The sequence below is a fragment of the Caballeronia sp. ATUFL_F1_KS4A genome, from assembly GCF_023630905.1.
Lineage (GTDB): Bacteria > Pseudomonadota > Gammaproteobacteria > Burkholderiales > Burkholderiaceae > Caballeronia > Caballeronia zhejiangensis.
This window is the reverse complement of the sequence record NZ_JALQEB010000029.1, coordinates 100,356-114,606: the sequence shown is the minus strand read 5'-3', so window position 1 is coordinate 114,606 and position 14,251 is coordinate 100,356. Positions and strand designations below refer to the sequence as shown.

The following is a 14,251-nucleotide window of genomic DNA, read 5'->3' as shown; positions in this document are numbered from 1 at the left end:
GTAGGCGCTGAAGCGCTAACTGCGGTTGTCGACGTAATCCGTCCACAGCACGACGAGAATCGTCATCAGCGCCGGACCGATGAAAAGGCCGATCAGCCCGAACGTCTCCGCGCCGCCGAGAATGCCGAACAGCACGAGCAGAAACGGCAGCCGCGCCGATCCGCCGATCAGCACCGGCCGCACGAAGTGCTCCGCCACGAACACCACGATCAGCCCGAACACGGCGACGCACGCCGCCGCGATGGTCGAGCCTTGCGCGAGCAGCCATAGCGCCGAGCCGAGAAAGACGATCGGCGCGCAGAACGGCAGCATCGCCGCGACGGCCGTCAGCATGCCCAGCAGCGTCGCATGGGGCACGCCCGTCACCGCATAGGCGACGCCGAGCAGCGCGCCCTCCCCCAAGCCGACGACCACGAGCCCCACGACCGTGCTGCGCACCGATTCGGCCATCCGGCGAACGATCGCGGCGCCATCCGGGCCGAACGCGCGGCGCGAACCCGCGAGCAGTTGCTCGCCGAGCTTCGAACCCGCGAGAAACACGAAGAAGAGCGTCATCAGCATGAAGCCGAAGATGACGAAACCATGCACGACGCGCCCGCCGAAGTGCCGCGTCATCGCGACGACCGTCGCGCTATGCAGGTTCTTCACTGCGGGCGATGCTTCGAGCGGCGTCGCGAGATTCTCCTGCCACCAGCGCGCGACTTGTTGCGAACCCATCGGCAGATGCTCGATGAACGCGGGCATCGGAAGGCCGGTGCGCAGCACTTCGTGGAACCAGTGGAGCATGTCGCGCGCTTCGCTCACCGTCTGCGCCGCGACGATGAAAAACGGCACGACGAAAAGCAGGCCGATGGCCGCGGTCAGCCCGACAGCAAGCACGTTGTGATGCCGTCTGAACATGGGCCGGCGTTCGAGCCAGCCGAAAGCCGGCCACAGCGCAATCGCGATCACGCTCGCCCAGACGACCGCCGGAATGAAGGTACGCGCCGTATAGAGCGCGACCAGAACGAGCACGGCATAGAGCGCGGCGGAAGCGGTGCGCTGCATCTTTCGCGTGCGCTCGGATGAGTCCGGGGTCGGGTCGTTGCGCGGCTGGATCGGCATGGATGATGAGGCTCTGTTCGTGAGATCGATGACCGGCGAAACATGAAAGCTCGCCAGCATTGTAATCACGCACGAATCATTCCACTCGATGCGCGCAGTCAGGCAACGTTATTTACAGAAGGCACCTTTCGCGCTCCCTATAATCGAGACTCGATTTCGATGCAGGACTATGCAATGAAGGCAATGGCTTCGCGCGCAACGGTGGGCGCATGTGTGTCGCTCGCGCTGCTCGCCGGATGTTCAAGCGGGCTCAATCGGTCGAAGGAAGACCGGTTGAACGCGCAATACGGCATCACGATGTTGCCGGTCAAGGGAGGCGTGGAGATGCGCTTGCCGAACACGCCGCTCTTCGATACCGATGAATCGACGCTTCGCCGCAGCGATTCGCCGATGCTCGATCGCGCGGCGCAAGTGTTGAAGCGCAGCATGCGGCCCGTGCTGATCGAAGGCCATACCGACAACGAAGGCTCGCTCGCCTATAACCGCGCACTGTCGGCGGCGCGCGCCGATGCCGTCGCGCAGGCGTTGATCGCGCGCGGCGTGCCCGCCGAACGCATCACGACGAAGGGCATGGCGTATCTGCGGCCCATCGCGACGAACGACACCCGTGAAGGGCGCGCACTGAATCGCCGCGTGGAAATTCTCGTGCGCGCCGAGAGCGAAGAGACGCTGCTCGGCGCGCCCGCCAAGGTCAAGCGCTAGCGGCCTGCTCGACTTCCAGCACGAGCAATTGCGAGCCGTCGGCGACCTGATCGCCGACCTCGAACAGAATCTCGCCGATCTTGCCCGTCGCCGGAGCCACGATCGTGTGCTCCATCTTCATCGCTTCCATCACCATCAGCGGCGTGCCCTTCGTCACGGATGCGCCCGTTTCCACGAGCACCGCGATCACCTTGCCGGGCATCGGCGCGGTGAGACGGCCTTCGTGCTCGGCATCGCCCGCGTGCGCCATCAGGTTCTGCCATTCGAACTGGAACGCCGCGCCTTCGTGGAAGACGTGGAAGACGTCGCCGTCGGTGAAGACGTGGCCTTTGATCAGCGCATCGTCGAGTTGCACCGCGAACGATGTCTCGCCGCTATGCGACCAGTCGAAGCGCGCGCTGGCATCGTCGAGACGCAGGCGCTTCTCGCCGTTCTTCGTGAACACGACCTTGAGCGTTTCGTCGGTATCGAGCGCGCGCCAGTTCAAATCCTGGCTGTAGCCGCCCGCCATGCGCCAGTGCGACAGCGCATCCCACGGCGAATGTCCGTGCGCCTCGCCGCCCTCGCGCGTGAGCAGCGCGGCGCATGCGAGCGCGAGCCCCTTCTTGCGCGAGACGTGCGTCGGCGCGAAGAGCGCATCGTGATGACGCTCGATCAGGCCCGTATCGAGATCAGCCGACGCGAACGGCTCGCTCTTCACGATGCGCTGCAGGAACTCGACGTTCGTCGACAAGCCGACGATCTCGCATTCCGCCAGCGCGCGCGCCATGCGGGCGAGCGCGTCGCGACGGTCGCGCCCATGCACGATCAGCTTCGCGATCATCGGATCGTAGAACGGCGTGATGGCATCGCCCTGACGCACGCCGCTATCGACGCGCACGTCGCCATCGATCGAAAACTCAACCGCATGCGGCATGCGCACGTGCTTGAGCGTGCCCGTCGACGGCAGAAAGCCGCGCGACGGATTCTCCGCGTAGATGCGCGCCTCGATCGCGTGGCCATGCACCTTCAGCTCGTTTTGCTTCAACGGCAGCGGCTCGCCCGCCGCCACGCGCAGTTGCCACTCGACGAGATCGAGGCCCGTGACCATCTCTGTCACCGGATGCTCGACCTGCAGGCGCGTGTTCATCTCCATGAAGTAGAACTGGCCGTCCTGCGTCATGATGAATTCGACCGTGCCCGCGCCGACGTAATTCACGGCGCGCGCCGCCGCGACCGCAGCCTCGCCCATCGCGCGACGGGTTTCGTCGTTGAGGCCGGGCGCGGGCGCTTCTTCCAATACTTTCTGATGGCGCCGCTGCACGGAGCAATCGCGATCGAATAGATAGACCGCGTTGCCGTGCTTGTCCGCGAAAACCTGCACTTCGACGTGACGGGGACGCAGCAGATACTTCTCGATCAACACGCGATCGTTGCCGAAGCTCGACGCCGCCTCGCGCTTGCACGACGCGAGCGCCGCCGCGAAATCCTCGCTTCTCTCGACGACGCGCATGCCCTTGCCGCCGCCGCCCGCGCTCGCTTTCAGCAGCACCGGATAACCGATGCGATCCGCTTCGCGCTGAAGCAGCGACGGATCCTGATCGTCGCCGTGATAGCCGGGCACGAGCGGCACCGATGCGGATTGCATCAGCGCTTTCGCGGCGGCTTTCGAACCCATCGCGCTGATCGCCTCGACGGGCGGTCCGATAAACACGAGTCCGGCTTTTTCGCACGCGTTCGCGAATGCTTCGTTTTCCGAAAGAAATCCGTAGCCCGGATGAATTGCTTGCGCGCCGGTTTTCTTCGCTGCATCGACGATGCGCTCGATGCGCAGATAACTCTCCGACGCCGCCGATCCGCCGACATGCACCGCTTCATCGCAGACATCGACGTGTTTCGCTTTGGCATCGGCGTCCGAATACACCGCGACGCTGCCGACGTTCAGGCGCTTCGCCGTCGCCGCGACGCGGCATGCGATCTCGCCGCGGTTCGCTATGAGTATTTTGTTGAACATGGCGTTACATCCCGAGGTCACATGCGGAACACGCCGAAGCGTGTTTCTTCGATAGGTGCGTTCATCGTCGCGGCCAATCCGAGGCCCAGAACGTCGCGGGTCTGCGCGGGATCGATCACGCCGTCGTCCCACAGACGCGCGCTCGCGTAATACGGATGCCCTTGCACTTCGTATTGATCGCGGATCGGCGCCTTGAACGCTTCCTCGTCCTCCTTCGACCACGTGCCGCCCTTCTTCTCGATGCCGTCGCGCCGCACCGTCGCGAGCACGGACGCGGCCTGCTCGCCGCCCATCACCGAGATGCGCGCGTTCGGCCACATCCACAGAAAGCGCGGCGAATACGCGCGGCCGCACATGCCGTAATTGCCCGCGCCGAACGAGCCGCCGATGATCACCGTGAACTTCGGCACCTTGGCGGTCGCGACCGCCGTCACCATCTTGGCGCCGTTGCGCGCGATGCCTTCGTTCTCGTACTTGCGGCCGACCATGAAGCCCGTGATGTTCTGCAGGAACACGAGGGGAATCTTGCGTTGCGCGCACAGTTCGATGAAATGCGCGCCCTTCAAGGCGGATTCGCTGAAGAGAATGCCATTGTTCGCGACGATGCCGACCGGATGCCCCCAGATATGCGCGAAACCGCAGACGAGCGTCGTGCCGTAGCGCGCCTTGAATTCGTCGAAAGCGGAATCGTCGACGATGCGCGCGATCACTTCACGCACGTCGAAAGGCTTGCGCGTATCGACGGGAATCACGCCGTAGACGCTTTGCGGGTCATAGCGCGGCGGCAGCGGTTCTTTCAATGCGAGCGTCGGCGTCTTCACGCGATTCAGATTGCCGACGATGCTGCGCGCGATGCCGAGCGCATGCGCGTCGTTCTGCGCGAGATGATCGGCGACGCCGGACAGACGCGTATGGACATCGCCGCCGCCGAGATCTTCGGCGCTGACTTCTTCGCCCGTCGCGGCTTTCACCAACGGCGGACCGCCGAGAAAGATCGTGCCTTGATTCTTGACGATGATCGATTCATCGCTCATCGCGGGCACGTACGCGCCGCCCGCCGTGCACGAGCCCATCACCACGGCGATCTGCGCGATGCCTTGCGCCGACATGTTCGCCTGGTTGTAGAAGATGCGGCCGAAGTGATCGCGATCGGGAAACACGTCGTCCTGATTCGGCAGATTCGCGCCGCCCGAATCGACGAGATACACGCACGGCAGGCGGTTCTGCTCCGCTATTTCCTGCGCGCGCAAATGCTTCTTCACGGTGACGGGATAGTACGTGCCGCCCTTGACCGTCGCGTCGTTGCACACGACGACGCACTCCTGCCCCGCAATGCGCCCGATGCCGGTGATGATGCCCGCGCCGGGCGCGTCATCGTTGTACATACCGTACGCCGCGAGCTGCGACAGTTCGAGAAACGGCGTGCCCGGATCGAGCAGTTGCGCGATGCGATCGCGCGGCAGCAGCTTGTTGCGCGATACGTGCTTGTCGCGCGCGGCCGCGCCGCCGCCTTCCGCGATCTTCGCGATCTTCTCTTTGAGGTCCGCGACGAGCGCTTCGAGCGCCGCCGCGTTCGTGCGGAATTCCTCGCCGCGCGGATTCAGTTTCGATTCGATGATCGTCATGACGCGCGCCTCAAGCCGTCTCGGCGAACAGTTCGCGGCCGATCAGCATGCGGCGGATTTCGCTCGTGCCCGCGCCGATTTCATAGAGCTTCGCATCGCGCCACAGACGGCCGACCGGATATTCGTTGATGTAGCCGTTGCCCCCGAGCACCTGAATCGCTTCGCCCGCCATCCACGTCGCTTTTTCGGCGGTGTAGAGAATGACGCCCGCGCAGTCCTTGCGCACTTGCCGCACATGGTCCGAGCCGAGCGTATCGAGCTGACGGCCGACGGCGTAAAGATACGCGCGGCACGCTTGCAGCGTCGAGTACATGTCCGCGACCTTCCCCTGAATGAGCTGGAATTCCCCGATCGCCTGACCGAACTGCTTGCGATCGTGGATATACGGCACGACCGCGTCCATGCACGCGAGCATGATGCCGGTCGGCCCGCCCGCGAGCACCGCGCGCTCGTAGTCGAGGCCGCTCATCAGCACTTTCGTGCCGCCGTTCAGTTGACCGAGAATGTTCTCCTTCGGCACTTCGACGTTCTCGAACACGAGTTCGCCGGTATGCGAGCCGCGCATGCCGAGCTTGTCGAGCTTCTGCGCAACCGAAAAGCCTTTCATGCCCTTCTCGACGATGAACGCCGTGATGCCGCGCGGACCGGCTTCGATGTCCGTCTTCGCGTACACGACGAGCGTGTCGCAATCCGGCCCGTTGGTGATCCACATCTTGGTGCCGTTGAGCACGTAGTGATCGCCCTTTTCCTCGGCGCGCAGCTTCATGCTGACGACGTCGGAACCGGCGTTCGGCTCGCTCATCGCAAGTGCGCCGATATGCTCGCCGGACACGAGCTTCGGCAGATACTTGCGCTTTTGCGCCTCGGTGCCATTGCGATGAATCTGGTTCACGCACAGATTCGAATGCGCGCCGTACGACAACCCGACCGACGCCGACGCCCGCGAAATCTCTTCCATCGCGACCATGTGCGCCGTATAGCCCATGTTCGCGCCGCCGTATTCCTCGGAGACCGTCATGCCGAGCACGCCGAGATCGCCGAATTTCTTCCAGAGGTCCATCGGGAACTGATCGCTGTGATCGATCTCGCCCGCGCGCGGCGCGATTTCCTTCGCTGCGAAATTGGCGAGCGAGTCGCGCAACATGTCGATGTCTTCGCCCAACGCGAAATTCAGGCCGGGTACGTTGCTCATGCGTCGTCTCCTCCAGATGCGATGTTTTCGGTGCGTCCTAAAATATGAGCCTCACTCACACAGGACCACAAACCACGGAATGGGGCAATTTCACGCTCAAATCGCCTAGCCGTCAATAGATTTTTGAGCTACGCTCACATTTATTTCCCCACGTTTCCCGCCAATGTCGACGCAAACCACCGCCACCGGCCGCCGCGCGCCCGCCGGCGTCAAATCGCAGCAGCGCGTGAAGGACATCCTGCAGGCGGGGCGCGACGTCTTCGCCGAGAAAGGCTACGACGCCGCGACGAGCGCCGAGATCGCGCAGCGCGCGGGCATTTCGGAAGCGACGGTGTTCAGCTATTTCAGCGGCAAGCGCGAGTTGTGCGCGCGCGTCATCGCGGATTGGTACGACGAAATCATCGATGCGTTCGAGAGCGGCCTCCCGCGCGACGGCTCCGTGCGGCAGCAGTTCGCGTTCATCGTCAGAACGCACATGCGGCTGATGCTGATGAACGGCACCGGGTTGTGCGCGCTCGTGCTGTCGGAAGGCCGCACGAAGCAGCACGATCTCTCCGACACGCTGACCGAACTGCAACGCCGCTACACCGCGCCGCTGATGGACGTGCTCGCGCGCGGCCAGGCGCTCGGCCACGTGCGCGCCGACATGCCGTTGCGTCTGTTGCGCTCGCTCGTTTTCGGGCCGATGGAGCACGTCCTGTGGGACGCGACGCTCGCGAAGCGCCGCCTGAGTCAGACTCAGATCGAGACGACGGCGAACGAATTGGTGGAAGTATTGTGGGCGGCGCTGCAGCCGCCGAACGCGCAACTGGCGGCGCTCGCGCAGTTCCGGCAGGACGTCGAGGAAGCGTCGCGGCGCTTCGAAGCGAGCGCCGCGCGCGAGAAACCTACTTCTTGACGAAGCGCAGCGCGAGCCGCGCGAGTTTCGGCACGGTCGTCGGACGCAGCAGGCGCGCGTCGTAACCGCCCATGCGGCGATCGTTTTCGGCGAGACACAGTTCGATCAGCGAGCGAACCGATACATCGCCCGCGACCGAATCGCCGACATTCGCCGGAAAGTTCGCATCCTGCGCCGCGCCGCTCTTGTCGAAGCCGCGCGCGAGCGAGATGCGGTCGCGAATCAGCGAAATCCACACGCTCGCGGTCTTGATCAGGAACCACGGCTTGCGATACCAAGGCAGACTCCGCCGATACCACGCGACCCAGTTCGCGAAAAACAGGATGTGCCGCGCCTCTTCCTGAATCACCGGCTCGAAGGTTTCGACGAGTTCCTCGGGAAAATAACCCGATTGTCGCGCCGCCTCGAATAGGCCGAACGCGAAAAAACTGTCGATGCACTCGCTGTAACCCGTGAGCATCCACGCGCGCAATGCATCGTCGGGAGCGGGATACGGCGGTTCGGGCGCGAGCTCGATGCCATATGCCTCGACGAGTTTCGACAGCACCAGCTTGTGCCGCGCTTCCTCGCCGCCGTTCATGCGCAAGGCTTCGCGCAATTGCGGATCGCCGACGGTGCCCGCGTAGGTCGCGACGCGGATCGACGCGCGCCCTTCCGTCTGCACCGCGATATCCCAGATCGGCAGCGACGTCACGCGCTTCAACGCGGCGGGATCGAGCTTCGGCCAGTCGATGACGGCCGGCTTGTACGGATTGTGCGTCGTCAGCAACATCTCGCAGAACATGCGCTTATGCAGGTCCGAACCGATCGGAATCTTCCCCGTCGACCGGTACGTCCAGTTGCGCATCGCATGATCTGCTTCCACCGGGTTGAGCGTGTCGGACATATTCGAATATTGGCCGCCGAATGGGTAGGTCCTGCGGATTTTGGCATACAGGACGCTGACTCGCAGCATCATGCGCGCATTTTCGCCTATCGCGAGATTTTCTCCAGCGCGAGATCGCGCGTTCGCGGGCCCATGAAACCGATCGCGGCCATCACGATCAGCATCGCCGACGCGATGAACACGAACACGCCCGTCGTCCCGAAACCCTTCAGCACGCCCGCGATGATGAACGACGTGAAAATCGCGGAGAAACGGCTCCACGAATACACGAAACCGACGGCGCGCGCGCGGATGCTCGTCGGAAAGAGTTCGGTCTGATACGCGTGATAGCTGTACGACATGATGTTCGCGGAGAGCGTGAGGCCGACGCCCATCGCGATCAGAAACGCCGGGTTGCCCGACTGGCTGAAGGCCAGCCCGCAGACGATGTTGAGCGCGGCCATCGCGACGATCGCGGTCTTGCGCTCGATCCTGTCGGCAATGGCGAGCCCGATGATCGGTCCGACCGGCGCGGCGATCGCAATGATGCTCGAATACATCAGGCTCGACGTCACCGTGATGCCCTGCTTGACCAGCAGCGTCGGCACCCAGTTGGCGAAGCCGTAAAAACCGACCGTCTGGAATATGTTGAAGATGATCATCATCGCGGCGCGCTTGCCGTAGGGCGGCTTCCACATGTCGGCGAACGCGCCGCGCCGCTCCGCTGTCTCGACGGCGGGTTCGGGCGGCGGCAGCGGCTTGCCGTATTCGCGCGCGACTTTCTCTTCGAGCGCGCGCATCACGCGATCGGCTTCGTCGAGGCGTCCTTTCTGCGCGAGCCAGCGCGGGCTTTCGGGCAGCGTGCGGCGAATCCACCAGACGAAGAGCGCCCCGTGCGCGCCGATGATGACGACCCAGCGCCAGCCGTCGATGCCGAAGGGCGCGCGCGGCACGAGCAGATAGGCGAGAAACGCGACCACCGGCACCGCCATGAAACCAACCGCCTGCTCGCACGCGAACGCGCGCCCGCGGATGTGTTTCGGCGCGAGTTCGGAGATATACGTGCCGATCGTCACCAGTTCCACCCCGATGCCCACGCCCGCGACGAAGCGCCAGATGTTCAGGCCGGTCGCCGTCTCCTGGAACGCCATGACGAGGTTGGCGCCGGTGTACCAGAGCAGCGAATACGTGAAGATCGCGCGCCGTCCGAAGCGGTCGGCGAGAAATCCGCAGGCGATCGTGCCGATGAAAAGCCCCGCGAACAGCGACGCGATAAAGCTCGCGACGCCCGTCATGCCGAAAAGTCCGCTGGTCGTCGGCGTGAGAATGCCGCTTTTGACGAGACCCGGCGCGACGTATCCGGAATACAGCAGATCGTAGAGCTCGAAGAAGAAACCGAGGCTCAAAAGGACGATGAGCGTCCAGACGGAGCGCGTGGCGGGCAGGCGATCGAGCCGGGCGGAAATGCTGCCGGCGGTGACGGGAAGCGCCTGTGCGTGTGCGCTGCGGGGTGTTGCCATCGGGGTGTCTCCTCATGAGGCGGGGTGCGCCGCGCGGCATCGCTGGCGCGGCGCGGTCGGACGAGGGACGAATTTTAACCGGGTAGGTAACATGAGCTGGAAGCTGAATCCCGTCGCCTCGTGCGTCACACCGATCGCCATCGGACTGCCGGGGTTCCGGAAGAACCATCCGCTCAGCCCCCAATACGAAGAAAAGCTCTAAAGCCCCGCTATCCGGGCTTTTACTAGCTCCCGAACTATTTTGGCTTGGTAACCTTCTGCCGATTCTGAACGGACACGATCCGCGGAATATCATGCTCTGGCGCCCAACGACGCGCCGGACGTCCGGTACGAGACCTTCCGGGCTGAACTGACCACCTTCTGGAGTTAAAACAGTGAAGAAACTGCTCGCGGCACTGACGATGTCCCTTCTCGCCGCCACGTCGCTCACCGCCGTCACGCCGGCGCTTGCGAAGGACTATTCGACGATCCGTTTCGGCGTCGACGCAAGCTATCCCCCGTTCGAGTCGAAGGGTTCCGACGGCAAGCTGGTCGGTTTCGACATCGATCTCGGCAATGAGATCTGCGCGCGCCTGAAGGCAAAGTGCGTGTGGGTGGAAAACGACTTCGACGGCATGATTCCCGCGCTCAAGGCGAAGAAGTTCGACGGCGTGCTTTCCTCGATGTCGATGACGCCGCAACGCGCCGAGCAGATCGCCTTCTCGAGCAAGCTCTTCAACACGCCGACGCGCCTCGTCGCGAAAAAGGGCAGCAACATCCTGCCGACGGCAGAAAGCCTGAAGGGCAAGAACGTGGGCGTCGAACAGGGCACGATCCAGGAAACCTACGCCAAGACCTACTGGGCGCCGAAGGGCGTGACGGTCACGCCGTACCAGAACCAGGACCAGGTCTATGCCGATCTGATCTCGGGCCGCCTGGACGCCGCGCTGCAAGACGCGGTGCAGGCTGAAATCGGCTTCCTGAAGACGCCGCGCGGCGCGGGCTACGACTTCGCCGGTCAAAACATCGACGATCCGAAGACGCTCGGCAACGGCGCGGGCATCGGTCTGCGCAAGGAAGACACCGATCTGAAGGCGAAGATCGACAAGGCTATCGCCGACATCATCAAGGACGGCACCTACAAGAAGCTCGAAAAGAAGTACTTCGACTTCGACGTGTACGGCAGCTAAGCCGCTCGCCACAAGCCACACCGGCTGACGAACGGGCTCCGCGCTCAAGGGCGCGGAGCCCGTTTGCTTTTCGGACAGCGGTTTCGGCGGCCGATTTCCGCTAAGATCGAACGTTCGAGACAGCGCCGACGGAAGGAGACGCCGCGGCGCGGAGCACTTTTCCGAGGCAAGACCGCGCACTCGCCTGCGCGCGACCAACATGCAAACCAGAACTCATTCCCTGATCTCGCCGACGCTCGGCACTTCCCGCAACATCACGAGTTTTCACTACGGCCCCGGCGGCGGCCAGAAAATCTACGTCCAGTCGTCGCTGCACGCGGACGAACTGCCCGGCATGCTCGTCGCATGGCGTCTGCGCCGCCAGCTCGCCGAATTCGAAGCGGCGGGCAAGCTGCGCGGCGAAGTCGTCATCGTGCCGGTGCCGAATCCGATCGGCCTGTCGCAACATCTGCACGGCACGCTGATGGGCCGCTTCGAGACCAACAGCGGCCACAACTTCAACCGCAATTTCCACGATCTCGCCGCGCTGATCGCGCCGCGCATCGAAGCGCGCCTCGGCAAGGACGCCGGCGCGAACAAGCTCGCCGTGCGCGCCGCGATGAAAGAAGCGCTCGACGAGCAGACGCCGCACACCGAGCTCGAATCGCAACGCCTCGCGCTGCAAAAGCTTTCCTTCGACGCCGATGTCGTGCTCGATCTGCACTGCGATCTCGACGCCGCGCTGCATCTCTACACCAATCCGGACATCTGGGACGAAGTCGAGCCGCTCGCGCGCTATCTCGATGCAAGAGCGTCGTTGCTCGCGCTGAATTCGGTCGGCAATCCGTTCGACGAAATCCACAGCTTCTGCTGGTCGGATTTGCGCCAGCGTTACGGCGAGCGCTTCCCGATTCCGAATGGCGGCATTTCGGTGACGGTCGAACTGCGCAGCCAGCACGACGTGTCCTACGAACTCGCGGATAAAGACGCGCAGGCCATCGTCAACTATCTGATCCACCGCGGCGTGATCGACGCGCCCGTGCCCGAGCAGCCGCCGCTCGCGTATCCGGCGACGCCGCTCGCGGGCGCGGAGCCGATCGTCGCGCCGGCGTCGGGCGTGCTCGTGTTTCGCGCGCAAGTGGGCGCGTTCATCGAAGCGGGCGAGCCGATCGCCGATATCGTCGATCCGCTCACCGATGTCGTCACCACGCTCAAGTGCACGACCTCCGGCGTGATGTACGCACGGCATATCACGCGCTTCGCGACGGCCGGGCTGGAAGTGGCGCGCATTGCGGGCGCGAAGGCCTATCGCACGGGCTCGCTGCTGTCGGCGTAAGCGTTTCGCGGCGGATCAGAACGGCGCGAGACAGCATTGCGCCGCGACGATCTTCCACGCGCCGCCAATGTCACCCCACGTTCGCGTGTAGCGCAAGCTGCCCGCGAACGGCGCGCCCGCGAACGTTCCCGAAAGCGCCACGCGCGTGACCGTCACGGCAAACGCGCCGTACACGCGCACGCTCTGATCCTCGACGTCCAGTTTCTCGATGCGCTGCATGCCGTAACGATGTCCGTTGAGATCGTCGGACTTCGTCCAGACCTTGCCGGTCGCATCGACGAAACTGAGGTCGTCGGCCAATAGCGCATCGAGTGCGTCCACGTCCGATGCCAGCATCGCCTTCTTCAGGCGCTCCTCCAGTTCGCGGATTCCTTGCTCGTCCATGTTTTCGCTCGCGGTGACGGAACCGAGAGCATCGCATCGGACGCGCCGAATACACAAGCGCCGATATTTCGCCATCCCTGTTGCACGCGCGACACACCGCAAGGCGGCTGAAAGCACTGTCACATTTCTTTCTTTAGCGCCCGCTACATTTGCGCCCGTCGAACGCCACGCGCCATCAGAGCGCGACGCACTGCAGACACCGTCAACAACCACACCGCGAACCATCATACGGAGCTTGTTTTGAAGAAGAATCTCTTGGCGACCGCCGCGCTCGCCACCTTTGCCGCCCTCGCCGCCACGTCCGCGCAAGCGCAAAGCAGCGTAACGCTCTACGGCATCATCGACGCCGGCATCAGCTACGTGAACAACAGCACGCAAACCGCGACGCGCGCGGGCGATAAGCTCTTCAAGTACGACGACGGCGTCGCGCAAGGCAGCCGTTGGGGCCTGAAGGGTTCGGAAGACCTGGGTGGCGGCCTGAAGGCGATCTTCACGTTGGAGAACGGCTTCAATAGCGGCACCGGCACGCTCGGCCAGGGCGGCGCGCTGTTCGGCCGTCAGGCATACGTCGGTCTCGCGAAGAACGACGTCGGCTCGCTGACCTTCGGCCGTCAATATTCGTTCTCGACCGATTACCTCGGCAGCAACTATTCGATCGGCGGCCAGACGCTCGCGGGCAACTACGCGTATCACATGAACGACGTCGACCAGCTGACGTCGAGCCGCATCAACAACGCGGTCAAGTTCAGCAGCGCGAGCTTCTACGGCGTGACGTTCGGCGCGATGTACGGCTTCTCGAACCAGGCAGGCGCGTTCGCGGGCACGCCCAACACGACCGTCGGCACGACCACGACGGCGGGTTCGTCGCGCGCGTACAGCTTCGGCCTGAACTACAAGGCGGGTCCGTTCGGCATCGGCGCGGCGTACACCGACATCCGCTATCCGGCGGCATCGACGCCCGCGTTCAGCACGGCCGTCGCGAACATCCAGACGATGGGCACCGCGAACGCCGGCAAGGATCTGCGCACGTTCGGCGTCGGCGCGAACTACGCGTTCGGCGCGGCGACCGTGTTCGGCCTGTGGACCAACACGCTGTTCGAGCCGATCAACGGCGCGAGCTCCAAGCTCAACGCGTTCGATATCGGCGGCAAGTACAGCTTCACGTCGGCGCTGTCGGCCGGCCTCGGCTACTCGTACCTGAACATGACGGGCAACTCGAGCGGCCACTGGAACCAGGTCGACGCGAGCGTCGACTACGCGCTTTCCAAGCGCACCGATGTGTACGTGCTCGGCATCTATCAGAAGGCTTCGGGTTCGAACCGCGGCGTCGAGAATCAGGCGTCGATCGGTTCGTCGTCGTCGAGCTACTTCGGCACGTCGGGTCTGGGCGAAGACGATCAGCTTGCGTTCCGCATCGGCATCCGCCACAAGTTCTGAGCTTGCTTGCTGAGTTGACATGAGATCGGGCCGCCAGACGTATCGGG

12 protein-coding genes are annotated in these 14,251 nt (G+C 63.8%); 5 read left to right on the top strand and 7 right to left on the bottom strand.

The genetic code is table 11. From position 1 onward, the window contains the following. Nucleotides 1-15: 15 nt before the first annotated feature. Nucleotides 16-1,104: an AI-2E family transporter gene (locus NCS03_RS15720; protein WP_033536337.1), complete on the bottom strand. Its 1,089-nt coding sequence runs from the start codon at nt 1,102-1,104 to the stop codon at nt 16-18. Nucleotides 1,105-1,278: 174 nt separating this feature from the next. Here NCS03_RS15720 and NCS03_RS15715 point away from each other — a divergent pair, with 174 nt between their 5' ends. After that, nucleotides 1,279-1,806, top strand: a complete 528-nt coding sequence (locus NCS03_RS15715; RefSeq protein WP_167561848.1) for an OmpA family protein — start codon at nt 1,279-1,281, stop codon at nt 1,804-1,806. Here NCS03_RS15715 and NCS03_RS15710 read toward each other — a convergent pair. The 3 genes from NCS03_RS15710 to NCS03_RS15700 are packed head-to-tail and all read right to left on the bottom strand — an operon-like array spanning nt 1,796 to nt 6,616. Then, complete coding sequence (locus NCS03_RS15710; protein WP_250529370.1) at nt 1,796-3,799, bottom strand: acetyl/propionyl/methylcrotonyl-CoA carboxylase subunit alpha; 2,004 nt, start codon at nt 3,797-3,799, stop codon at nt 1,796-1,798. The genes NCS03_RS15715 and NCS03_RS15710 overlap by 11 nt on opposite strands. Nucleotides 3,800-3,816: 17 nt before the next feature. Continuing rightward, on the bottom strand, nt 3,817-5,424 hold the full coding sequence (locus NCS03_RS15705; RefSeq protein ID WP_175979144.1) for a carboxyl transferase domain-containing protein: 1,608 nt from the start codon (nt 5,422-5,424) through the stop codon (nt 3,817-3,819). 10 nt (nt 5,425-5,434) lie between these two features. Beyond that, the gene (locus NCS03_RS15700) at nt 5,435-6,616 is read right to left on the bottom strand and encodes an isovaleryl-CoA dehydrogenase (RefSeq protein WP_062603797.1); all 1,182 of its coding nucleotides are present in this window, start codon (nt 6,614-6,616) and stop codon (nt 5,435-5,437) included. Between the two features lie 163 nt (nt 6,617-6,779). Here NCS03_RS15700 and NCS03_RS15695 point away from each other — a divergent pair, with 163 nt between their 5' ends. Beyond that, nucleotides 6,780-7,514, top strand: a complete 735-nt coding sequence (locus NCS03_RS15695; protein ID WP_008353774.1) for a TetR/AcrR family transcriptional regulator — start codon at nt 6,780-6,782, stop codon at nt 7,512-7,514. Here the strand turns inward: NCS03_RS15695 and NCS03_RS15690 are convergent. Then, nucleotides 7,504-8,400 (bottom strand): ferritin-like domain-containing protein, encoded by an 897-nt coding sequence (locus NCS03_RS15690; RefSeq protein WP_008353775.1) that lies wholly within the window; start codon nt 8,398-8,400, stop codon nt 7,504-7,506. The two genes, NCS03_RS15695 and NCS03_RS15690, sit on opposite strands and share 11 nt — an antisense overlap. 86 nt (nt 8,401-8,486) lie before the next feature. Further along, on the bottom strand, nt 8,487-9,899 hold the full coding sequence (locus tag NCS03_RS15685; RefSeq protein WP_250529369.1) for an MFS transporter: 1,413 nt from the start codon (nt 9,897-9,899) through the stop codon (nt 8,487-8,489). 374 nt (nt 9,900-10,273) lie between these two features. Here NCS03_RS15685 and NCS03_RS15680 point away from each other — a divergent pair, with 374 nt between their 5' ends. Next, complete coding sequence (locus NCS03_RS15680; protein ID WP_008353777.1) at nt 10,274-11,068, top strand: ABC transporter substrate-binding protein; 795 nt, start codon at nt 10,274-10,276, stop codon at nt 11,066-11,068. 199 nt (nt 11,069-11,267) lie between these two features. Further along, nucleotides 11,268-12,383: a succinylglutamate desuccinylase/aspartoacylase family protein gene (locus NCS03_RS15675; RefSeq protein WP_175979142.1), complete on the top strand. Its 1,116-nt coding sequence runs from the start codon at nt 11,268-11,270 to the stop codon at nt 12,381-12,383. A gap of 15 nt (nt 12,384-12,398) precedes the next feature. Here the strand turns inward: NCS03_RS15675 and NCS03_RS15670 are convergent, their stop codons facing one another. Next, nucleotides 12,399-12,767: a nuclear transport factor 2 family protein gene (locus NCS03_RS15670; protein WP_175979141.1), complete on the bottom strand. Its 369-nt coding sequence runs from the start codon at nt 12,765-12,767 to the stop codon at nt 12,399-12,401. 240 nt (nt 12,768-13,007) lie between these two features. Between NCS03_RS15670 and NCS03_RS15665 the strand changes: the two genes are divergently transcribed. Beyond that, the gene (locus tag NCS03_RS15665) at nt 13,008-14,204 is read left to right on the top strand and encodes a porin (RefSeq protein ID WP_250435571.1); all 1,197 of its coding nucleotides are present in this window, start codon (nt 13,008-13,010) and stop codon (nt 14,202-14,204) included. Nucleotides 14,205-14,251 lie beyond the last annotated feature (47 nt).

Bases quoted from the DNA above. Each gene is read 5' to 3' on its own strand.
- NCS03_RS15710 (WP_250529370.1), bottom strand. From the start codon at position 3,799: ATGTTCAACAAAATACTCATAGCGAACCGCGGCGAGATCGCATGCCGC.
- NCS03_RS15695 (WP_008353774.1), top strand. From the start codon at position 6,780: ATGTCGACGCAAACCACCGCCACCGGCCGCCGCGCGCCCGCCGGCGTC.
- NCS03_RS15690 (WP_008353775.1), bottom strand. From the start codon at position 8,400: ATGTCCGACACGCTCAACCCGGTGGAAGCAGATCATGCGATGCGCAAC.
- NCS03_RS15700 (WP_062603797.1), bottom strand. From the start codon at position 6,616: ATGAGCAACGTACCCGGCCTGAATTTCGCGTTGGGCGAAGACATCGAC.
- NCS03_RS15705 (WP_175979144.1), bottom strand. From the start codon at position 5,424: ATGACGATCATCGAATCGAAACTGAATCCGCGCGGCGAGGAATTCCGC.
- NCS03_RS15715 (WP_167561848.1), top strand. From the start codon at position 1,279: ATGAAGGCAATGGCTTCGCGCGCAACGGTGGGCGCATGTGTGTCGCTC.
- NCS03_RS15685 (WP_250529369.1), bottom strand. From the start codon at position 9,899: ATGGCAACACCCCGCAGCGCACACGCACAGGCGCTTCCCGTCACCGCC.
- NCS03_RS15675 (WP_175979142.1), top strand. From the start codon at position 11,268: ATGCAAACCAGAACTCATTCCCTGATCTCGCCGACGCTCGGCACTTCC.
- NCS03_RS15670 (WP_175979141.1), bottom strand. From the start codon at position 12,767: ATGGACGAGCAAGGAATCCGCGAACTGGAGGAGCGCCTGAAGAAGGCG.
- NCS03_RS15720 (WP_033536337.1), bottom strand. From the start codon at position 1,104: ATGCCGATCCAGCCGCGCAACGACCCGACCCCGGACTCATCCGAGCGC.